This is a genomic window from Streptomyces sp. NPDC046821, assembly GCF_040645335.1.
Classification (GTDB): Bacteria; Actinomycetota; Actinomycetes; order Streptomycetales; family Streptomycetaceae; genus Streptomyces.
On the sequence record NZ_JBEYYB010000008.1, the window covers coordinates 38,258 to 59,540 of the forward strand.

Below are 21,283 nucleotides of genomic sequence, written 5' to 3' on the forward strand. Positions count from 1 at the left end.
CGCGTACTGCCGCTACTTCGTCTACTTCGTCAGAGGGGACGCCGCCAGGGACTGCGGGGACGTGCTCGACGCGTACGCGGACGGGGCCGCGATGCCGGCCGACGGGTCGGCGGCGGGCTCCTCCGCCTGCTCCGGGACGCGGCCCACGATGCGGATGCCCGCCTCGTCGAAGGCCCGCTTGATGCGCCAGCGCAGCTCGCGCTCGACCGTGACGCCCTTGCCCGGCATCGTCTTGGCGGAGACGCGGACGACCATCGAGTCGAGGACCACGCTGTCCAGGCCGAGGACCTCGACCGGGCCCCACAGGGTCTCGTTCCAGGGCTCGTCCTTGCTCATCGCGAGGCCGACCTCGTTCAGCGTGTCCTTGACCTTGTCCAGGTTCTCGTCCGAGGGGACGGTCACGTCGACACCGGCCGTGGACCAGCCCTGCGAGAGGTTGCCGATGCGCTTGACCTCGCCGTTGCGGACGTACCAGATCTCGCCCTCGGAGCCGCGCAGCTTGGTGACGCGCAGGCCGACCTCGATGACCTCGCCACAGGCCACGCCGGCGTCGATGCTGTCGCCGACGCCGTACTGGTCCTCGAGGATCATGAAGACGCCGGACAGGAAGTCGGTGACGAGGTTGCGCGCGCCGAAACCGATCGCGACGCCCGCGACGCCGGCGGAGGCGAGCAGCGGGGCCAGGTTGATCTGGAACGTGGCGAGAATCATCAGTGCGGCCGTGCCGAGGATCACGAACGAGGCCATGGAGCGCAGCACGCTGCCGATGGCGTGCGAGCGCTGCCGGCGGCGCTCCACGTTGACCAGCAGGCCCCCGAGCGCGGTGCCGTCGACGGCCTGGGCCGTGCGGTTCATGCGCTCGATGAGTTTCGTTATGGCCCGCCGGATGACGACCCTCAGGACGGTGGCGATGAAGCAGATGAGCAGGATGCGCAGGCCGATTCCCAGCCAGGTGGACAGGTTCTGCTGGACCCAGCTGGCGGCGTTCGTGGCCTGCTCCTGGGCGTCCCGGAACGCGGTCGGGCCCGACGCGGTGTCGGGGGCCGACAGGACGGACAAGATCACGGCAGAAACCTCCAGGTATAGCGGCCGCCCGTGGAAGGCGAAACTCACGGGCAGACACACCACACTAACGGGGCATCGTAAGAGGATCGTTGCGTTGTTCGAGGGAGAGACGTCCCTCACCTGGGGATGTACGGGGTGTGGTCGAAAACACTCCCAGCCCATTACCGGCACATGGTGGCGCTTCCACCAGCCATGAGGGGAAACTGACTACAGATCGTCCCGGCGCGAGCCACGCGCCGCCGACGCCCAAGGAGGCACCCGTGCCGCATGTCCTGGTCCTCAACGCGTCGTACGAGCCACTCGGCGTCGTACCGCTCCGCCGCGCGCTCGTTCTGGTCCTCGAGAACAAGGCCATGTGCCTCGAGGAGTCCGGCGCCTTCATGCACAGCGCAACCCACACCGTCCCCGCACCGAGCGTGGTCCGCCTCAAGCGGTTCGTCCGGGTCCCTTACCGGGGGCCCGTTCCACTGACCCGGCGGGCGCTGTTCGCCCGGGACGGCGGACGGTGCATGTACTGCGGTGGCATCGCGACCAGCGTCGACCACGTCATTCCCAAGAGCCGCGGCGGCCAGCACGCGTGGGAGAACGTGGTGGCGTCCTGCCGCCGCTGCAATCACGTCAAGGCCGACCGTCACCTGGTCGAGATCGGCTGGCGCCTGCGGCACAAGCCGGCCCCGCCGACCGGGCTGGCCTGGCGCATCATCGGGACCGGGCATAGGGATCCGCGCTGGCTGCCGTACTTGCAGCCGTTCGGCGCGGACGAGGCCCTGGCCCGGATCGAAGGCATTTCCGCCTGACAGCGATCCGGGTCTTCGTGTCTCCGGGGCCATGTCGAGGGGCCGCCGTGTGCGGCCCCTCTCACCCGTGGGTTGACGCCGCGCTCCGCGCGCCTTACCTTGCTCCCATCGAATAGGAAACTTTCCTAACAGTAGTCGGGCGCAGGTTCTGAGGGCGGGGGCACCCATGGCAGGCAGCAGCACCACTCCCGGTGCCGGCGGAACCCCGGGGACCCCGCGCGTCCTGCGCGCCATGAACGACCGGGCCGCCCTCGACCTGCTCCTCGAACACGGCCCCCTGTCGCGGACCCGGATCGGGAAGCTCACCGGCCTGTCCAAGCCGACCGCGTCCCAGCTCCTCGCCCGCCTCGAAGCCGCCGGCCTGGTCCTCGCGACCGGCACGAGCGAGGGCAGGCCGGGACCGAACGCCCAGCTCTACGCCGTGAACCCGCGCGCCGCCCACGCGGCCGGGCTCGACGTGAACCCCGGCCGGATCCGCGCCGCCGTCGCCGACATCACCGGCGCGACCGTCGGCGAGTACGTGCTCCCCACCCCCGGCCGCAACCCCGCCGAACCCGTCGTGCAGCAGGTCACCCACGCCCTCGACGGGGCCGTGAAGGCCGCCGGGCTCACCCGCTCCGACCTGCACCGCGTCGTCATCGGCACCCCCGGCGCCTTCGACCCGGGCACCGGCCGCCTGCGCTACGCCTCGCACCTGCCGGGCTGGCACTCCCCCACCCTCCTCGACGAGCTGGCGGCCGCGCTGCCCATGCCGGTCGAGTACGAGAACGACGTGAACCTCGTGGCCATCGCCGAGCAGCGGACCGGCGCCGCGCGCGGGCACGACGACTTCGTCCTGCTGTGGAACCAGGAAGGTCTCGGCGCCGCCCTCGTCATCGGCGGCCGCCTCCACCGCGGCTGGACCGGCGGCGCGGGCGAGATCGGCTTCCTGCCGGTGCCGGGCGCCCCGCTCGTGCGCCAGGTGACCCGGGCGAACAGCGGCGGATACCAGGAGCTGGCCGGTTCGCAGGTCGTGCCCGAGCTGGCCCGCGAACTGGGCATCGGACCGCTGCCGCAGGGCCCGTACGCCGAGGTCGCCGCCGAGGTCATGCGGCGGGCGGCCGAGGTGGACGAAGGGGCGCACCGGCGGCTTCTGGAGACGTACGCGACCGGGCTCGCGACCGGACTCGCCTCCATCGTCTCCGTCTTCGACCCCGAGCTGGTCGTGCTGAGCGGCGGGCTGCTGGCCGCCGGGGGCGAGCCGCTGCGCCGGCTCGTCAAGGCCGAGCTCGACGAACTGGCCGCCGTCCGGCCCCGCCTGGTCCTCGGCGAGGTGTGCGAGCACCCCGTCCTGCGGGGCGCCCTGGAGAGCGCGCTCACCGCCACCCGCGACGAGGTCTTCGACACCTCCGCGCACTGAGCCCCGGCTCACCCCCCCCACCCCCACAACCCGAACCCCACTGGGAGTCCGCCATGTCCGCACACCGCCGGAAGGCGGCGGTCGCGCTCGCCGTGACCGCCTCGACCGCCCTGCTCGCCACCGCCTGTACGGGCCCGTCCGCGTCCGGCGCCGACGACGACGTGTCCAAGGGCGCCACGATCAACTTCTGGCACGCGTGGACCGCCCCGAGCGAGCTCAAGGCCGTGAACTCCCTGGTGGCGGGCTTCGAGAAGGCACACCCCAAGATCCACGTGAACGTCGTGGGCGGCATGACCGACGACAAGATCAACCAGGCGCTGCGGGCGGGCGGCAGCAAGGCCCCCGACGTCATCTCGTCGTTCACGACGAACAACGTCGGCAAGTTCTGCTCGTCCGGCGCGCTCGTCGACCTGAACCCGTTCTTCAAGAAGTCGGGCATAGACCCGGAGAAGACGTTCCCGAAGGCGATGAACGAGTACACCCAGTTCGAGGGGAACCGCTGTGCGGCGCCGCTGCTCGGGGACGCGTACGGGCTGTACTACAACAAGGACCAGTTCAAGGACGCCGGGATCAAGAACCCGCCGAAGACGTGGAGCGAGTTCGAGGCGGATGCCAAGAAGCTGACGAAGAGCAAGGGCGGCTCGTACGAGCGGCTGGGGTTCATGCCGAACTACCACGGCTGGGAGTCGACGACCGAGCACTACTTCGGGCAGTTCTCGCCCACGTACTTCGACGCCAGCGGCAAGTCGAATCTGGCCAAGGACCCTGCTTTCGAGGCCGGGTTCAAGCTCCAGAAGCGGCTGGTGGACGAGCTGGGGGGCTTCCGGAAGCTGGAGGCGTTCCGCTCGAAGCTCGGTGACGAGTGGGGGCCGAAGCACCCCTTCCACACCGGTCAGGTCGCGATGCAGCTGGACGGTGAGTGGCGGCTCGGGATGGCGCTCGACGCGGGCGTGAAGTTCGACGTCGGCGTCGCGCCGCTGCCCGTGCCGGACGACCGCGCCGACGACTACGGCAAGGGCTACACGACGGGCACCATCGCCGGGATCGCCGCCACCAGCCAGAAGCAGAACGCGGCGTGGGAGCTGGTGAAGTACATGACCACGGACACGGACGCGGTGGTCGGCTTCGCCAACGACATCCACAACGTGCCGTCCACGCTCGCGGCCCTCAAGTCGCCGAAGCTGAAGTACGACCCGCGCTTCAAGACGTTCCTCGACATCGCCTCCGACCCGAAGTCGACGACGACCCCGGCGTCCGTGAACGGCGGCACGTACCTCGTGACGATCCAGCAGTTCGGCTACGACTACGAGAGCGGGAAGACGAAGGACCTGAAGGCCGGTCTCAGGAAGACCGACCGGCAGATCGACACGGACATCGCGCAGGCCAAGTAGGCCTGGGCGCACCGGACTTCGCGACGATCCCATGACTGCCACCTACACACTGCGGGCCAAGCGCCGCAGGGCCGCGCTGCGCACGGCCGCCTTCATGTCCCCCTGGCTGATCGGCTTCGCGGTCTTCTTCGCGTACCCGCTGGTCTCGACGCTCTACTTCTCGTTCATGCACTACGACGGCTTCCGGCCAGCGGTGTTCGCCGGGACGCGGAACTGGGCCTACGTGTTCCAGAACTACCCGCTGTTCTGGCCCGCCCTGCGCAACACCCTGTGGCTGGTCGTCGTCATGGTGAGCCTGCGGGTGCTGTTCGGGCTCGGCGTCGGGCTGCTGATCACCCGGATCAAGACGGGGACCGGGGTGTTCCGCACCCTGTTCTATCTGCCGTATCTGGCGCCGCCCGTCGCCGCGACCATGGCGTTCGCGTTCCTCCTCAACCCCGGTACGGGGCCCGTCAATTCGCTGCTCGACCGTGTCGGGCTGCCCGCGCCCGGCTGGTTCGACGACCCGGCGTGGTCCAAGCCGGCGCTGACGATGCTGGCCCTGTGGGGCGTGGGCGACCTGATGGTGATCTTCATGGCCGCGCTGCTCGACGTACCGAAGGAGCAGTACGAGGCGGCGGAGCTGGACGGGGCGTCGGCGTGGCAGCGGTTCCGGTACGTGACGCTGCCGAACATCTCGCCGATCGTGATGTTCGCCGTGGTCACCGGCGTGATCCAGACGATGCAGTACTACACGCAGCCGCTGATCGCGGGGAAGGTCGCGTCGGGCGTCATCCAGGGCGCGGGCACGCAGTTCGAGCCCGGCTTCCCGGACAAGTCGACGCTCACGCTGCCGCAGCTCGTCTACAACCTCGGCTTCCAGCGCTTCGACTACGGCTCCGCCTGTGTGGTCGCGCTGGTGCTGTTCGCGCTGTCCATGGTGTTCACCGCGCTCCTGATGCGGCGCCGGGGCGGTCTCATGCAGGCAGGTGACTGATCCGTGTCCCAGCAAGTCCTCGACCGGCCGGCGCGGGTCGCTCCCTCGGGCTCTCCGGCCGAACGCACAGCACGGCGCAGGGCGGTCCTGGAGTGGATCGCCGTGCACTCCCTCGGTGTCGCGGCCGCCCTCTTCTTCGTGCTGCCCTTCGTGTTCGTGTTCCTGACCTCGCTGATGAGCGACAGCCAGGCACTCAGCCGCGATCTCCTCCCGCACACATGGGAGTGGGGCAACTATCAGAAGGTGTTCGCCACGCCGGGCTTCCTGACCTGGTGGAAGAACACCCTGATCTACGCCGGGCTCGGCACCGTCCTCACGGTCGTGTCGTCGGTCCCGGTGGCGTACGCGCTCGCCAAGTTCCGCTTCCGCGGCCGCAATCTGTCGCTGATGCTGGTGATCTCGATGATGATGCTGCCGCCGCAGGTCGTCGTCATCCCGATGTACCTGTTCTGGGCCAAGCAGCTGGACCTGTCCGGGACGCTGTGGCCGCTGATCATCCCGATGGCGTTCGGTGACGCGTTCTCGATCTTCCTGCTTCGGCAGTTCCTGATGACGATCCCGGACGAGTACCTGGACGCGGCCCGGGTCGACGGCTGCGGCGAGCTGCGGACCCTGGTCCGGGTCGTCCTGCCGATGGCGAAGCCGGGCATCGCCGCCGTCGCCCTGTTCCAGTTCTTCTACGCCTGGAACGACTACTTCGGGCCGCAGATCTACGCCTCGGAGAACCCGGCGGCCTGGACGCTGAGTTACGGCCTTGAGTCCTTCAAGGGCGCGCACCACACCGACTGGAATCTGACCATGGCCGCGACCGTACTGGTCATGGCCCCCGTGATCCTCGTCTTCTTCTTCGCCCAGAAGGCGTTCGTCGAAGGCGTCACGCTGACCGGAGTGAAGGGCTGAGGAGCCGCACATGAAACTGGCCGTAGTGGGTGGGGGTTCCACCTACACACCCGAACTCATCGACGGCTTCGCCAGGTTGAGGGACACCCTGCCGATCGAGGAGCTGGTCCTGATCGATCCGGCTGCGGACCGGCTCACCCTCGTCGGTGGTCTCGCCCGGCGGATCTTCGCCCGGCAGGGGCACCCGGGGACGATCGTCACGACGTCCGACCTGGACGCCGGTGTCGAGGGCGCCGACGCGGTCCTGCTCCAGCTGCGCGTCGGCGGCCAGGCCGCCCGCGAGCAGGACGAGACCTGGCCGCTCGACTGCGGCTGCGTCGGGCAGGAGACGACCGGCGCGGGCGGCCTCGCGAAGGCGCTGCGCACCGTGCCCGTCGTCCTCGACATCGCCGAGCGCGTCCGCCGCGCCAACCCCGACGCCTGGATCATCGACTTCACGAACCCGGTGGGCATCGTGACGCGGGCGCTGCTGACCGCGGGTCACAAGGCCGTCGGCCTGTGCAACGTCGCGATCGGCTTCCAGCGCAAGTTCGCCCGGCACCTCGGGGTCCAGCCCTCCGAGGTGCACCTGGACCACGTGGGCCTCAACCACCTCACGTGGGAGACGGGCGTACGCCTCGGGGGCCCCGGCGGCGAGAACGTCCTGCCGAAGCTGCTCGCCGAGCACGGCGACGCCATCGCGGACGACCTGACCATGCCGCGCACGCTCATCGACCGGCTCGGCGTCGTCCCCTCGTACTACCTGCGCTACTTCTACGCGCACGACGAGGTCGTACGGGAGCTGCGCACCAAGCCGTCGCGGGCCGCGCAGGTGGCCGCGATGGAGCGGGAGCTGCTGACGATGTACGGGGACCCGGCGCTCGACGAGAAGCCGGAACTGCTCGCCAAGCGGGGCGGGGCCTTCTACTCGGAGGCCGCCGTCGACCTGGCGGCGGCGCTGCTGGGCGGGAGCGGCAGCCCGTACCAGGTGGTCAACACGTTCAACCGGGGCACGCTGCCGTTCCTGCCGGACGACGCGGTCATCGAGGTGCAGGCCTCGGTGGGCCCGGACGGCGCGGTCCCGCTGGCGGTGCCCTCGGTCGACCCGCTGTTCGCGGGCCTGATCTCGAACGTCACCGCGTACGAGGACCTGGCTCTCGACGCCGCCCTGCGCGGCGGCCGGGACCGCGTGTTCAAGACCCTCCTCGCCCATCCTCTGATCGGTCAGTACGCGTACGCAGAGGCGCTCACGGACCAGCTGATCGCGCACAACCAGGAGCATCTCGCGTGGGCATGACCCCATCGGCAGCCAGATCTGCAGAAGCGGCCGGCTCGGTGCTCGCCATAGACGCGGGCAACAGCAAGACCGACGTCGTGGTGGTCGCGGCCGACGGCACCGTCACCGGCACGGCCCGCGGCGGCCCGTTCCAGCCGCCGGTCGTGGGCGTGACGGCCGCCGTCGACGCGCTCGCCGAAGCGGTCCACGAGGCGTTCGCGCAGGCCGGAGTCACCTCCGTGGCCCACGTCTCGGCGTGTCTCGCCAACGCCGACCTGCCCGTGGAGGAGGAGCAGCTCGCGGCGGCGCTGCACGCGCGCGCGTGGGGCGCGTCGGTCGACGTACGGAACGACACGTTCGCGGTACTGCGGGCGGGCGTCGCCGAGCCGCGCGGCGTGGCCGTGGTGTGCGGGGCGGGCATCAACTGCGTGGGGATGCGGCCCGACGGCGCCACCGCGCGGTTCCCGGCCATAGGCCGGATCTCCGGTGACTGGGGCGGCGGTTGGGGCATGGCCGAGGAGGCCCTGTGGCACGCCGCGCGGGCCGAGGACGGCCGGGGCGGCCCGACGGCCCTGATGCGGACGCTGCCCGGCCACTTCGGCCTCGGCTCGATGTACGCGCTGATCGAGGCGCTGCATCTGAAGCACGTCGACGAGGTGCGGCGGCACGAGCTGACGCCGGTCCTGTTCGCGACGGCGGCGGACGGTGACCCGGTGGCGAGGTCGCTGGTGGACCGGCTCGCGGACGAGGTCGTGGCCATGTCGGCGGTCGCGCTCGGCCGGCTCGGGCTGCTCGACGAGGAGACGCCCGTGCTCCTGGGCGGATCGGTGCTCGCCGCGCGCCATCCCCAACTGGACGACAGAATCCGGGAGTTGCTCGCCGTACGCGCCCCGAAGGCGGTGCCGACGGTGGTCACGGCCCGGCCGGTCCTGGGCGCGGTGCTGCTCGGCCTCGACGCCGTGGGGGCGCCCGAGGACGTCCACGCGCGCGTGCGGGCGCACTTCGGGGCGTGAACGGGTCCCCGCCCGAAGGAACCGATCGGTTGCCGGTCACGTGTTCCAGGGAGGGGGAGTCACAGGTTCTCGTACAGGGGCGTCGCATGTTCTAGTACTGGTGAGTCTCACGACGGCGTGCGCGGGGGGCGCAGTTCAGCCTGTTCGGACCGTAATCCGAACAAGATCCAGTCAATGGCTGTGCGGATCTCAGTAGCTGCGGCAATACTTGCGGCCGTGTACTTTCGCCCGCGCTCCCCGCACGCCGGACGGAAGTGACGAACCGAGACCCTAGGGGGAGGTCGAGTGAACTACCCGCCGAACGGCAGCGCGGCGCCGCCGGGGACGGCCGGCGCGCCTGTCATGCCGGCCGTGCCGCCGCAGGCACGGCCGCCGCACGCGCAGGACCCGGGTGGCCCGGCCGAGACCTCCGGGCCGCGCCGTACCGCGTGGGCGGAGGGCGTCGACCAGGTCCGCGCCGCCGCGACGACGGAGCCCGGCCGCCTGCGCATCATCGGCGCGGTGCTCGCCCTTCTCGTCGTGGCCTTCGGCGCGGTGACGGCCTGGCAGATGACGGACCGTTCGGCCGCCGCCGACGACGTGCTGCACAGCAGCCAGCCGCTGAGCGCGGACGCGGCGGACATCTACCGTTCGCTCGCCGACGCCAACACGGCGGCGTCCAGCGGCTTCCTCGCGGGCGGCCAGGAGTCGGCCGACACCCGGGACCGCTACGAGAAGGACATCAGCACGGCCGCGGCCAAGCTGGTGAAGGCGGCGGCGAACTCGGACCCCTCCTCCCCCTCCGCGGCGGCCATCTCCCGGCTCAACACCCTGTTGCCGCAGTACAAGGGGCTGATCGAGCGCGCCCGGGCGAACAACCGGCAGGGCTTCCCGCTCGGCGGCGCCTATCTGCGGTACGCCAACGAGACCATGCAGAAGCAGATGCTCCCCGCGGCCGAGGACCTGTACAAGAAGGAGAACGAGCGGCTCCGCTCGGACTACGACAGCGCCACGCCCTACCCCTGGGCGGCGATCGGCCTGGGCGTCGTCGCGCTCGGCGCGCTCGCCTGGGCCCAGCGGCGCAACTACCGCAGGACGAACCGTGTGCTGAACCGCGGCCTCGTCGCCGCGACGGCCGCGTCCGCCGTCGTCCTGCTGTGGCTCGTCGGCGGCCACACCCTCGCCCGCGCCGGCCTCGACGAGTCGTACGAGCACGGGGTGCGCTCGCTGAACGTGCTGCATGACGCCCGTATCGCCTCCCTCAAGGCGCGGGGCAACGAGAACCTGACGCTGGTCAGCCGCGGCGCCGAGACCGTCGTGGTGAACGGTGTGCCCAAGGACGCCTTCGATGTGGACTTCCAGAAGCAGATGACGACACTCGCCACCACGCTCGGGGACGCGGCACGGCTCGCCGACGACAGCACGGGCAGGCGCCCCGTGCAGGCCGCTAACGCCAACATGAAGGTCTGGCAGGACCGCCACAAGGAGGCCCGCCAGCAGGACGACGCGGGCAACTACCAGGGCGCGCTCGACAAGGTCATCGGCTCCGCGCAGGACAAGCCGACCCGCGAGTGCTTCGACAACGTCGACAAGGAACTGCAGGCGGCCCTGGTCCACGAGCAGGCGGAGTTCCACTCCGCGGCCAGTGGCGGGCGGGGCGCGATGTCCGGGCTCCCCGTGGGCGCGGCCGTTCTGGCGGTGCTCGGCGCGGCGGCGGCCGTTCTCGGCATCGGACGCAGGCTTTCGGAGTACCGGTGAGGGTGAGAGGAGGCGGGAGCGAGATGAGCGCACGACAAAGACGGGTCAGCCTGCGCGGCTGGGGCGGGGTGGCGGCCATGGCCGTCGCGTGTGCCCTGACCGCGGTCTTCGCGCTGCTCCTCCCCCTGACCCGGTCCGCCGTCACCGGCGACGGCAGCACCGGGGTCGGCGGCGCCCGGCTCGCCACAGGTATCCAGGCCAGGGCCGACGACTGCACCGAGCCGGAGCGCAGCCTCCCTGCGTCCGGTTCCGACTCGGGCCCGGCGGTCAGCGCCATAAAGCAGCGCGGCTACCTCGTCGTCGGCGTCGACCAGAACAGCTACCACTGGGGTTACCGCGACCCGAACAGCGCGAAGAAGTCCAGTGAGCTGGAGGGCTTCGACATCGACCTGGCGCACGAGATCGCCCGGAAGATCCTCGGCAGCGCCGACGCGATCCGGTTCCGCGCGATCCCGACCAACCAGCGCATCCCGGCGATCCAGCACGGCGACGTCGACATGGTCGTGCGCACCATGACGATCAGCTGTGAGCGCCTCAAGGACGTCGCGTTCTCGACGGCGTACTTCCAGACCGGCCAGCAGGTCCTGGCGCCGAAGGACTCGTCGATCACGGGGTACGACCAGTCGCTGGCGGGCAAGCGGATCTGCACGGCGGCGGGTTCCACGGCGTTCGAGCGGCTCGACGACGACCGGAAGCTGCGCAAACTGGCGGCCGGCGCCGACATCTCCACGACGGTGCCGAACCAGCTGGACTGCCTGGTCAGGCTCCAGCTCGGCGAGGTGGACGCCGTGGTGACGGACAGCGCGCTCGCGGCGGGCCAGGCCGCGCAGGACCCGACGGTCGAGCTGAAGGGCGAGCCGTTCACCAAGGAGTTCTACGGTGTGGCGATGAAGCGCGGCGCCGATGACCTGGTCAGCCGGGTCAACCGGGTCCTGGAGGACTACCGCAAGGACGGCGGCTGGCAGACCTCGTACGACAAGTGGCTGAAGGACGGGCTCGGGGCGGCCGACGGGCCGCCCGCGCCGAAGTACAAGTAGCGGCGACCCGGCGCTACTTGCTCACAGGCCCCGGCTCCGGCCGGCGGCGGACGGTGAACGGAGAGGTGATCGATGGGCGTCACGGGACCCCCCAATCCGGTGATGGACCGGGACGAGGTGGACCGTGCGCTGGCGCGGCTCGGCGCGGAGCACGAAGCGGTCGAGACGTCGCTCTTCGCCCTCCAGGACCACGCGGGCCGCAGACTTCTCGAAGGGGCGCGGCTGACCGGCGCGACCGAGGAGCGCTGGGCCGCGGCGGACGCGGCGATCACGCTGCTGTGGACGTACTTCGACGCCTACACGGCGGCTCTGCGCAGTGCCCGGGAGATCCGGGCGCGGCGCCGCTGGTCGAGCCGTGAGGATCTGGCCGAGCTGACCGAACTGCTGCGCGGCGAGAGCGTGACGGTCCCCGGCGCCGCCCCGGCGCCCGCGTCGATCACGGGCCCGGCCAAGCTCAGTGACCGGTTCACGCTTGCCGCGCTCGTCGAGCGGATGAACGACCTGTACGCGAGCTCCCTGGACATGGTGGTCGCCGCCGACGCCGTGTGGTCGGCGCTGCCCGCCCGCATAGACCTGCTGGCCGCCGAGCTGAACCGCACCCGCGCGCTCGCGCACTCCGTCGGCGTACGCCCCGGGGAGCACCCGGCGGGTGACGACCTGGAGCGGATCACGCGGGCGCTGACGCGGCTGCGCGAGGACGTCGTGACCGATCCGCTGACGTACTGGCGCCCGGCGCCCGGCAGTTCGGCGCCCGGCGGCGGACGGCCCGACACGACGGAGTACGACCGTGAGGCGCGCGCCCTGGAGGACGTGCGCCGTGAGATCGACGCGGTGCTGACGGTGCGGCAGGACGCGGAGGTGCGGCTCGGCAGGCTCCGGGACGTGCTGTCGCGCGCGGACCGCACGCTCGCCGAGGCACGGACGGCGCGCGGCGAGGTCCTGGCGAAGATCGCCTCGTTCGAGGTGCCCGCGGTGAGCGGCCCGCCGACCGCGCTCCAGGAGCAGCTGGCGACGGCGGCCGAGTACCGCAGGAGCGCCCAGTGGCACCGGCTTTCGCCGCTCCTGGAGACGCTTGAGACGAGGGCGGAGGACGAACTGCTGCGGGCCAGGGAGTCGTTGACGGCGGTCACGCAGCCGCTCGCGGTCCGGGCCGAGCTGCGCGGGCGCCTGGACGCGTACAAGGCGAAGGTGGCGCGGCTCGGTTTCGCCGAGGACCCGCTGCTGACGGAGCGTTACGACGCGGCGCGGCGGATGCTCTGGAGCGCGCCGTGCGATCTGCGGGCCGCCGAGGACGCGGTCATGCGGTACCAGCGGGCGGCCGCCGACGTATGGGGCCCGCGGGTGCCCGACCAGGGCGGTCCCGCAGACCGGACGGGGGAATCATGAGCGAACAGCGGCAGTGCCAGCGTCCCGGGTGTGCGGGGTCGTACGAGGACGTGGGCGGCGGGGAGCTGTACTGCGACATCTGCGGTCTGGCCCCGGTGGTCTCGCCGTCCGGCATGGTGAGTTCGCCGCCGACCGGGGTCACGGTCGGCGCCCGGGGGTCCAGCAGCAGTTCTTCCCGGGCGAGCGCCCGTTCCTCGTCGCGGTCGTCGCAGTCGCGCCGGTCGGTCTCGGGCCGGCTCTCGCGCTCGGTGTCGGGGCAGTCGACGTCGCGTTCGGTCTCGGTGCGCAGTTCCGGTGCCTCGGCCGCGTCTTCGGGGCGCGGCCGTCTTGGCGTAGGCCTGGTCGAGGTCCCGGACGTGCCGCGTCCCGACCCTCGGGCCATGGTGCAGGAGCATCCCGAGGTCCCCGAGAGGAAGCGATTCTGCTCGCGCTCGGACTGCGGGGCTCCGGTGGGCCGCGCGCGCGGTGACCGCCCCGGCCGCACGGAGGGGTTCTGCACGAAGTGTGGCCACCCGTACTCGTTCGTGCCGAAGCTGCGCGCGGGCGACATCGTGCACGGCCAGTACGAGGTCGTGGGCTGCCTCGCGCACGGCGGGCTCGGCTGGGTCTATCTCGCTGTGGACCGCGCGGTGTCCGACCGCTGGGTCGTCCTCAAGGGCCTGCTCGACACGGGTGACCAGGACGCGATGGCGGCCGCGATCTCGGAGCGGCGCTTCCTCGCCGAGATCGAGCACGCGAACATCGTCCGCATCTACAACTTCGTCGAGCACCTCGACCAGCGCACCGGCTCCATGGACGGCTACATCGTCATGGAGTACGTCGGCGGCAAGTCCCTGAAGGAGATCGCCAACGGGCGGCGCACCCCGGCCGGCAAGCGCGACCCGCTCCCGGTCGAGCAGGCCTGCGCGTACGGGATCGAGGCCCTGGAGGCACTCGGCCACCTGCACAGCCGCAACCTCCTGTACTGCGACTTCAAGGTCGACAACGCGATCCAGACCGAGGACCAGCTCAAGCTCATCGACATGGGCGCGGTCCGCAGGATGGACGACGACGAGTCCGCGATCTACGGGACCGTGGGCTACCAGGCGCCCGAGGTCGCGGAGGTCGGCCCCTCGGTCGCCTCCGACCTGTACACGGTGGCCCGCACGCTCGCCGTGCTGACCTTCGACTTCCAGGGCTACACGAACGTCTACGCGGACTCGCTGCCCGACCCCGACAGCATCGACGTCTTCCGCACGTACGAGTCGTTCTACCGGCTCCTCGTGCGCGCCACGGACCCCGACCCGGCGCGCCGGTTCGCGTCCGCGCAGGAGATGGCGGAGCAGCTCACGGGCGTGCTGCGCGAGGTCGTGGCGATGCAGACGGGCCGCCCCCGGCCCGCCCTCTCCACGCTGTTCGGTCCCGAGGTCAAGGTCACGGACACCGCGCTGTTCGCGGAGCTGACGGGCGAGGTGTCCCGCCTCGGCGTACGGGCCGGTCCGGTACGGCGCAGGGGGCGGGCGGGGCGCAAGGCTCAGCCCGCGCTCACGCCGGGGGCCCCGCTTCCCGGCATCCCCTCGCCCGCCTCCCCCGGCGACACCGCTGTCCAGGGCTCCCTCGTGAAGCCGCTGAACGCCGCCGCCACCGCACTCGCGCTCCCTGTGCCGAGGGTCGACCCGGGTGACCCGAACGCCGGGTTCCTCGCGGGCCTCATGGCGTCCGCGCCGGCCGAGCTCATCCCGGCGCTGCGGGCCGCGCCCGCCGCCTCCGTGGAGCTGCGCCTGCGCGAGCTGCGCGCCCGGCTCGAAATGGGCGAACTGGTCTCCGCCAGCCACGCGTTGACCGAGCTGGAGGCCCGGCACCCGGACGACTGGCGGGTCGTCTGGTACCGGGGCGTGGCGGCTCTGGCGACGGGCGACCACACGAACGCGGCGGTGTCGTTCGACGCGATCTACGACGCGTTCCCCGGCGAGCCCGCCCCGAAGCTCGCGCTCGGCGTGTGCGCGGAGGTCCTCGGCCAGCTGGACAACGCGGCGGAGTACTACCGCCTCGTGTGGGCGACCGACCCGAGCTTCGTGAGCGCCGCGTTCGGTCTGGCGCGGGTGCAGCTCGCGGCGGCCGACCGGCGGGGTGCCGTGCACACGCTGGAGTCCGTACCGGAGTCGTCGATCCACTACACGGCGGCGCGGGTCGCCGCGGTGCGGGCGCGGCTGCGGCAGCGGATGAATGAGCGAACCGCCGTGCACGGGCCGCTCCTTGACGATCTGACGGCCGCCGCGGGCCAGGTCGAGGCGCTGGACGGGTTCGGCCTGGACGCCGTGCGGCGGGAGCAGTTGTCGGCCGAGGTCCTTGGCACGGCCCTTGACTGGGTACTCTCCGGTGGTCAAGGTTCCGCTCCGCGCCAGGGCCCCGTGCGGACATTGGTGCTGGGGAGCGACCTGGACGAGCGCGGGCTCCGGCTCGGTCTTGAGCGCTCGTACCGGAAACTGGCCAGGCTCGCCCAGGTCGGCGAGGAGAGGATCGAACTGGTGGAGCGGGCGAACCGTTACCGTCCACGGACGTGGGTGTGAGTTGATGTCGCAGATGCCTCGGCCGACGGCCATGTCGACGTGCCCCAGCTGCGAGGAACCCGTGGAGTCGGGTGACCGCTTCTGCGGCGCGTGCGGGTACGACCTGTCGGCGGTCCCGGACCGGCCGGCCGACCAGCCGACGGTCATGCTGTCCACGGACGCCCTGCCGGCGGAGCCCGATACTCCGTCGGTGGACTGGCCGGAGGCGCAGGAGCTCGACAGCTCCGACACCCCGGCCCCCACCCACGTCCCCACCGACCTCCAGGGCACCGACTCGCACGGCTACGAACTCCCTTCCGCCGTGCGCTTCGACAAGGCTCCCGCGCCGGCCGGCGAGACCGCCGCCCAGTCCGGCGACTACACGCTGCCCGCCCCCGATCCGCGTACCGTGCCGGCCGAGGCGCTGGCGACGCCGCCCGCCGGCACCAAGCTGTGCGTGGCGTGCCGGGCCGGGCAGGTCGACCGGGACGGCTACTGCGAGAACTGCGGGCACGCCCAGCCGCGCGAGCGGGACCACATGGAGCAGGAGCTGGGCGCGGTCGCCGCGGTCAGCGACCGGGGGCTTCGCCACCACCGCAACGAGGACGCGTTCGCGATCGCGTCGGCCGCGCTGCCCGACGGGACGGCGTCCGTCGTCTCGATCGTGTGCGACGGCGTCTCCTCCGCGACCCGCCCCGACGAGGCGTCCATGGCCGCGTCGCACGCGGCGAGCGAGTCGCTCCTGGAGGCCCTGCCGCGCGGTACGCACCCGCAGCAGGCCATGCACGACGCGATCGTGGTCGCGGCCGACGCGGTCAACGCCCTTGCGCAGGAGCCCGGTTCGGACCGCGAGCACGCCCCCCACCAGAACGCCCCGGCGTGCACGCTGGTCGGCGCGATCGTCGCGAAGGACCTGCTGATCGTCGGCTGGGTCGGCGACTCACGCGCGTACTGGGTGCCCGACGACCGTACGGCGCCCGCCGCCAGGCTCACCGAGGACGACTCGTGGGCGGCGCAGATGGTCGCCGCGGGCCTGATGAGCGAGGCGGAGGCGTACGCCGACGAGCGCGCGCACGCCATCACGGGCTGGCTCGGCGCGGACGCGTACGAACTGGAGCCGCACACCGCGTCGTTCAAGCCGGACCGGCCGGGCGTGGTCGTCGTGTGCACGGACGGGCTGTGGAACTACGCGGAGGCCGCGGAGGAGATGGCCGTGGTCGTCCCGGCGGACGCCGCGCACCGGCCGCTGCACAGCGCCCAGGTCCTGGTCGGCCACGCGCTCGACGGCGGGGGCCACGACAACGTGACGGTGGCGGTGCTGCCGTTCCCCGTACCGGCGCGAGGGGCAGGATCGGCCTAGCTCTGGCGGCTTCGAGCGGGGGCTGCCGGATGGGACCGGCGGCTTCGGCGTGAGTGGTCGGATGGAACCGGCGGCTTCGGGCGGGAGCGGTCGGATGGGAACCGGCGGCTTCGGGGTGGAGTCGTCGGGGTAGACCGTCGGTTTCGGGGTGGAGCCGTCGGGAAGTTCCGCGAAGGTGTGGGGGGAGCACGAAATCATGGCCAATTTCGCGAAGTCGCGCGTTCCGCAGTTCTCGGCCGATGTCTATCAGAACGAGTTCCTGCCGGAGGGCGGCCGCGAGGTCAACGCGATCGTGACCGTGACGTCGACGGGCGGGGGCACGGTCGGCGGTGCGGCACCGCAGTTCTACGCGGCCGGGCGGGGGCCCGACGCGGCGGTCGCGCTGATGGTGGACTGCTCGGGCTCGATGGACTATCCGCCGACGAAGATGCGCAATGCCCGGGACGCCACGGCCGCCGCGATCGACGCCCTGCGCGACGGAGTGCACTTCGCCGTGATCGGCGGGACGCACGTGGCCAAGGAGGTCTACCCGGGCGACGGCGGTCTCGCGGTCGCGGACACCCGTACCCGTGACGAGGCCAGGCAGGCGCTGCGCAAGCTGTCCGCGGGCGGCGGCACGGCGATCGGCACGTGGCTGGGCCTCGCCGACCGGCTCCTCGGCAGCGCCGACCTCCCCGCGTCCGCGGTGCGGCACGGCATCCTGCTCACCGACGGCCGCAACGAGCACGAGGCGCCCGAGGACCTGAAGGCCTCCCTCGACGCGTGCGCGGGCCGCTTCACGTGCGACGCGCGCGGCGTGGGCACGGACTGGGAGGTGAAGGAGGTCACGGGCATCGCCTCGGCCCTCCTCGGCACCGCCGACATCGTCGCCGACCCGGCAGGCCTCGCCGCCGACTTCACGCACATGATGGAGACGGCGATGGGCAAGGAGGTCGCGGACGTCGCGCTGCGGCTGTGGACCCCGCTCGGCTCCGAGATCAAGTTCGTCAAGCAGGTCGCGCCCACCGTCGAGGAGTTGACGGACCGTCGCACGGAGGCGGGGCCGCGCGCGGGCGACTACCCGACGGGTTCATGGGGCGACGAGTCCCGCGACTACCACGTGTGCGTCAGGGTCCCGGAGGCCGAACTGGGCCAGGAGATGCTGGCCGCCCGCGTCTCGCTGGTCATCCCGGGCGCCGACGGCACCGTGCAGAACCTCGCGCAGGGCCTCGTACGGGCCGTGTGGACGGACGACATGGCGGCCTCCACGTCGATCAACCCGCAGGTCGCGCACTACACGGGACAGGCCGAACTGGCGCAAGTCATCCAACAGGGGCTCGACGCACGCAAAGCGGGCGACCTGGACGGCGCGACGGCCAAGCTGGGACGCGCGGTGCAGCTCGCCGCCGCCTCCGGGAACGCGGATACGGCCAAACTCCTGTCGAAGGTGGTGGACGTGGTGGACGCCGTGGAAGGTACTGTTCGATTGAAGGCCAAGGTCGCCGAGGCTGACGAAATGACCCTCGAGACCCGGTCCACCAAGACTGTCCGTGTCAAGAAGTGACGTAGCGAAGTAAACGGAGGGGAAGCACCGACATGCCGACCTGCCCGAACGGACACCAGTCGGGATCCGACGACTGGTGCGAGGTCTGCGGTCACCGCATGGCCGGTGCCGTACCCCCGCCCCCTCCCCCGCCGCCCCCGGGCGGCGCCGGTTACGGCTACCCGCCGCCCGGCCAGACGCCCCCTCCCGCCGGTTACGGCTACCCGCCGCCCGGCGGTACGGGACAGGGCGCCCCGCGCCCGGCCGGCGCCGAGCCCGAGCTGTGCCCGCAGTGCCGCACGCCCCGTGAGGGCGGCGCGCCGTTCTGCGAGGAGTGCCGCTGGAACTTCCTGACGAACACGGCGACGTCGTACACCCCGGCGGCCCCGAACCCGCCCGCGCCCGGCCCCGGTGGTCCCGGCCCGGGTCCCGGCGGTCCTGGCGCACCCGGTGGCCCGAACCCGGCGCTGCGTTTCCAGCAGCCGCCGCAGGGCCCCGGTGACTCGTTCGAGTACCACGGCTCGCGGCCCTCGCAGATGAACCGGCCCGCCGAGCCGATCCCGCCGTTCGGCGGCGACGGTGCGATGCCCCCGCCCCCGCCGGGCCCCCGCACGGGTGGCGCCCCGCAGGCGTTCCAGCAGCCGGGCCCGCCGGCCCCGCCCGCGCCCGCGTTCCCGCAGGAGACCGGCCACCCGCAGGGTCCGCCGACGCCTCCGCCCCCGCCGCCGGGACCGTCGTTCGGCGGCCGTCCCGACGACGACTGGGTGCTGTCCCCGCCGTCGACGCCGAGCCCGGTCGCTCCGGCGCCGAGCCCGCAGGGTCCCGCGCCGACCGAGGCGCCGGGCGGTCCGCAGGGCTTCCCGCCGCCGCAGCAGACCCAGGCACCGCACGCTCCGCAGGCACACGCTCCGCAGGCACCCGCACCGCAGGCACCTCAGCCGCCCCAGGGGTTCCAGCAGCAGCCGATGTCCTGGAGCGCGACCATCGGTCCCGACCGCGACTACTTCATGGCGATGATGCACCGCAGCGGGCCCGAGGCCTCGGGCCTGAACCTGCCCGCGTACTCGCCCGAGCAGCAGCGCCGGCTCACCGGGAACCAGATCACGATCGGCCGTCGCCGGCACTCCACGGGCGACACCCCCGACATCGATCTGTCGGTGCCGCCGGAGGACCCGGGCGTCTCGCACCAGCACGCCGTGCTGGTGCAGCAGCCGGACGGTTCGTGGGCGGTCGTCGACCAGAACTCGACGAACGGCACCACGGTCAACGGCGGCGACGAGCCGATCCAGCCGTTCGTGCCCGTACCGCTCCAGGACGGCGACCGGGTGCACGTGGGCGCCTGGACGACGATCACGATCCGCCGGGGCTAGCAGCCGCCGCCCGGGCTGAGAATGGGCCAGGCGTACGGCCCTTCGGGGTCGTCCAGCCAGGCCCATTCGTGTTCGCCGCTGACCGTGACGCCGAAGCGTTCCCGCTCGGGCCGGCCCTCCCGCTCCCACAGGGCGAGGGCCTCGTGCGGGTCGAGCCGGCCCGCGGTCAGCGCGAGCAGGAACCGGAAGTAGTCGTCGGCCAGCGCCCTGCGGGGCAGCCCGCCGATGTGCTGCACCGGCTCCTCCTCCGGCACCGTCCCGCGCAGCGGCACGAAGTACGCGGGCGTCCGCAGGAACCGCCCCTCCGCGTGCCCCGGGCCGCGCACCGTGAGCAGGATCAGGCCGGTCGCGAGGGGCGCCAGGATGCGGGCGTCCGGCCTGCACTGCGCGGGCCAGGCCGTGGGGACGGACCGCAGCGCGCAGGTCGCGATGATCCGGTCGTACGGCGCGTGCTCGGCGCAGCCGGACGCTCCGTCGCCCGTGACGACGGCGGGCCGGTAGCCGGCCGTGTCGAGGTGGCGGCGCGCGGACTCGGTGATCTCCGGGTCGAGGTCGATCGTGGTGACGTTCCCGTCGCCGGCGCGCTCCGCGAGCAGCGCCGCGTTGTAGCCGGTGCCCGCGCCGATCTCCAGGACCCGGTCCCCGTCGCGTACGTCGAGCGCGACGAGCATCTGCGCCATCAGGGACGGCTGGCTGCTGGACGAGACCAGTTCCCCGTCGCGCACCCGGGTGGCGAGGGGTTCGTCCGCGTAGGCGCCCTTCAGCCAGCGGGTCCGCCGCCGGGCGTCGGGGTCCTCGCACCACAGCCGCTGGTAGCCGTTCGTCATCGGCACGTAGTAGTAGGGCACGAACACATGGCGCGGGACCTGCTCGAACACGTCGCGCCAGTCCGGGTCGTCGTCCCAGACCCCGGTCTCCGCGATCGCGCGCACGAGGCCGGCCCGCGCCGCGTCGGCGCGCGCCTGAGGATCGGTGTCCTGAGCGCCCATGGGTCCACTGTGCTGCCCGCCGGACGGAAGGGCGAGCCCCTGTCCGGGTGGGCGCGCATCCGGGGACGGCCGGGAGTGGTCCTAAGCCCCCGGTCCTCCTCCCGGTCGTCTGAGACGATGTACACGTGAATGAGATTCCGCGCGGCACGCTTCAGGAGCAGACCTTCTACGAGCAGGTCGGCGGCGAGGAGACCTTCCGGCGCCTGGTCCACCGCTTCTACGAGGGGGTCGCGGAGGATCCGCTGCTGCGCCCGATGTACCCGGAGGAGGACCTGGGCCCCGCCGAGGAGCGCCTCGCGCTGTTCCTGATGCAGTACTGGGGCGGCCCCCGCACCTACAGCGACCACCGGGGTCACCCGCGGCTGCGGATGCGGCACGCGCCGTTCACCGTGGACCGGGCCGCGCACGACGCGTGGCTGCGGCACATGCGGACCGCCGTCGACGAGCTCGGCCTTTCCGAGGAGCACGAGACGACGCTCTGGAACTACCTGACGTACGCGGCCGCGTCGATGGTGAACACGGCGGGCTGAGCCCCTTCCCGGGCGCCGAACGCCGTTG

The 21,283-nt window shown here is 72.0% G+C and carries 17 protein-coding genes; 15 read left to right on the forward strand and 2 right to left on the reverse strand.

Annotation, left to right across the window (positions count from 1 at the left end; all coding sequences use genetic code 11):
- Positions 1–21: 21 nt before the first annotated feature.
- Entirely contained in the window at positions 22–1,065 is a 1,044-nt protein-coding gene (locus tag ABZ893_RS17235) for a mechanosensitive ion channel family protein (RefSeq protein ID WP_361403702.1), read from the reverse strand.
- 260 nt (positions 1,066–1,325) lie between these two features.
- On the opposite strand from ABZ893_RS17235, the gene ABZ893_RS17240 reads away from it, so the two are divergent.
- The 14 genes from ABZ893_RS17240 to ABZ893_RS17305 all read left to right on the forward strand — a co-directional run bounded on the left by ABZ893_RS17240 (position 1,326) and on the right by ABZ893_RS17305 (position 19,736).
- The gene (locus ABZ893_RS17240) at positions 1,326–1,862 is read left to right on the forward strand and encodes an HNH endonuclease (protein WP_361403705.1); all 537 of its coding nucleotides are present in this window, start codon (positions 1,326–1,328) and stop codon (positions 1,860–1,862) included.
- A gap of 166 nt (positions 1,863–2,028) precedes the next feature.
- A complete protein-coding gene (locus ABZ893_RS17245) occupies positions 2,029–3,261 on the forward strand; it encodes an ROK family transcriptional regulator (RefSeq protein WP_361403708.1) in 1,233 nt (410 codons plus the stop codon).
- A gap of 53 nt (positions 3,262–3,314) precedes the next feature.
- Positions 3,315–4,652, forward strand: coding sequence for an ABC transporter substrate-binding protein (locus ABZ893_RS17250; RefSeq protein WP_361403711.1), 1,338 nt, complete (start codon positions 3,315–3,317; stop codon positions 4,650–4,652).
- 31 nt (positions 4,653–4,683) lie between these two features.
- Entirely contained in the window at positions 4,684–5,628 is a 945-nt protein-coding gene (locus ABZ893_RS17255) for a sugar ABC transporter permease (protein WP_361403714.1), read from the forward strand.
- 3 nt (positions 5,629–5,631) lie between these two features.
- Complete coding sequence (locus ABZ893_RS17260) at positions 5,632–6,528, forward strand: carbohydrate ABC transporter permease (protein WP_361403717.1); 897 nt, start codon at positions 5,632–5,634, stop codon at positions 6,526–6,528.
- 10 nt (positions 6,529–6,538) lie between these two features.
- A complete protein-coding gene (locus ABZ893_RS17265; protein ID WP_361403720.1) occupies positions 6,539–7,804 on the forward strand; it encodes a 6-phospho-beta-glucosidase in 1,266 nt (421 codons plus the stop codon).
- A complete protein-coding gene (locus ABZ893_RS17270) occupies positions 7,801–8,796 on the forward strand; it encodes a BadF/BadG/BcrA/BcrD ATPase family protein (RefSeq protein WP_361403723.1) in 996 nt (331 codons plus the stop codon). The genes ABZ893_RS17265 and ABZ893_RS17270 overlap by 4 nt, the downstream gene beginning before the upstream one ends.
- A gap of 285 nt (positions 8,797–9,081) precedes the next feature.
- Positions 9,082–10,533 carry a hypothetical protein gene (locus tag ABZ893_RS17275; RefSeq protein ID WP_361403726.1) on the forward strand — a complete coding sequence of 484 codons (1,452 nt, stop codon included), beginning with the start codon at positions 9,082–9,084 and terminating at the stop codon, positions 10,531–10,533.
- 23 nt (positions 10,534–10,556) lie between these two features.
- Entirely contained in the window at positions 10,557–11,570 is a 1,014-nt protein-coding gene (locus ABZ893_RS17280; protein ID WP_361403729.1) for a glutamate ABC transporter substrate-binding protein, read from the forward strand.
- Positions 11,571–11,642: 72 nt separating this feature from the next.
- Positions 11,643–12,956 carry a hypothetical protein gene (locus ABZ893_RS17285; protein ID WP_361403731.1) on the forward strand — a complete coding sequence of 438 codons (1,314 nt, stop codon included), beginning with the start codon at positions 11,643–11,645 and terminating at the stop codon, positions 12,954–12,956.
- Entirely contained in the window at positions 12,953–15,505 is a 2,553-nt protein-coding gene (locus ABZ893_RS17290) for a tetratricopeptide repeat protein (protein WP_361403734.1), read from the forward strand. Before ABZ893_RS17285 ends, ABZ893_RS17290 begins: the two co-directional genes overlap by 4 nt.
- Positions 15,506–15,509: 4 nt before the next feature.
- Positions 15,510–16,844 (forward strand): protein phosphatase 2C domain-containing protein, encoded by a 1,335-nt coding sequence (locus ABZ893_RS17295; protein WP_361403737.1) that lies wholly within the window; start codon positions 15,510–15,512, stop codon positions 16,842–16,844.
- A gap of 196 nt (positions 16,845–17,040) precedes the next feature.
- Positions 17,041–18,387, forward strand: coding sequence for a VWA domain-containing protein (locus ABZ893_RS17300; protein ID WP_361403740.1), 1,347 nt, complete (start codon positions 17,041–17,043; stop codon positions 18,385–18,387).
- A 32-nt stretch (positions 18,388–18,419) separates the two neighbouring features.
- Positions 18,420–19,736, forward strand: coding sequence for an FHA domain-containing protein (locus ABZ893_RS17305; RefSeq protein WP_361403743.1), 1,317 nt, complete (start codon positions 18,420–18,422; stop codon positions 19,734–19,736).
- On the opposite strand, the gene ABZ893_RS17310 is transcribed toward ABZ893_RS17305, so the two are convergent.
- A complete protein-coding gene (locus tag ABZ893_RS17310) occupies positions 19,733–20,725 on the reverse strand; it encodes a methyltransferase domain-containing protein (RefSeq protein WP_361403746.1) in 993 nt (330 codons plus the stop codon). The two genes, ABZ893_RS17305 and ABZ893_RS17310, sit on opposite strands and share 4 nt — an antisense overlap.
- A gap of 125 nt (positions 20,726–20,850) precedes the next feature.
- Here ABZ893_RS17310 and ABZ893_RS17315 point away from each other — a divergent pair, with 125 nt between their 5' ends.
- Positions 20,851–21,255 carry a globin gene (locus ABZ893_RS17315; RefSeq protein ID WP_361403748.1) on the forward strand — a complete coding sequence of 135 codons (405 nt, stop codon included), beginning with the start codon at positions 20,851–20,853 and terminating at the stop codon, positions 21,253–21,255.
- The last annotated feature ends 28 nt before the right edge of the window (positions 21,256–21,283 follow it).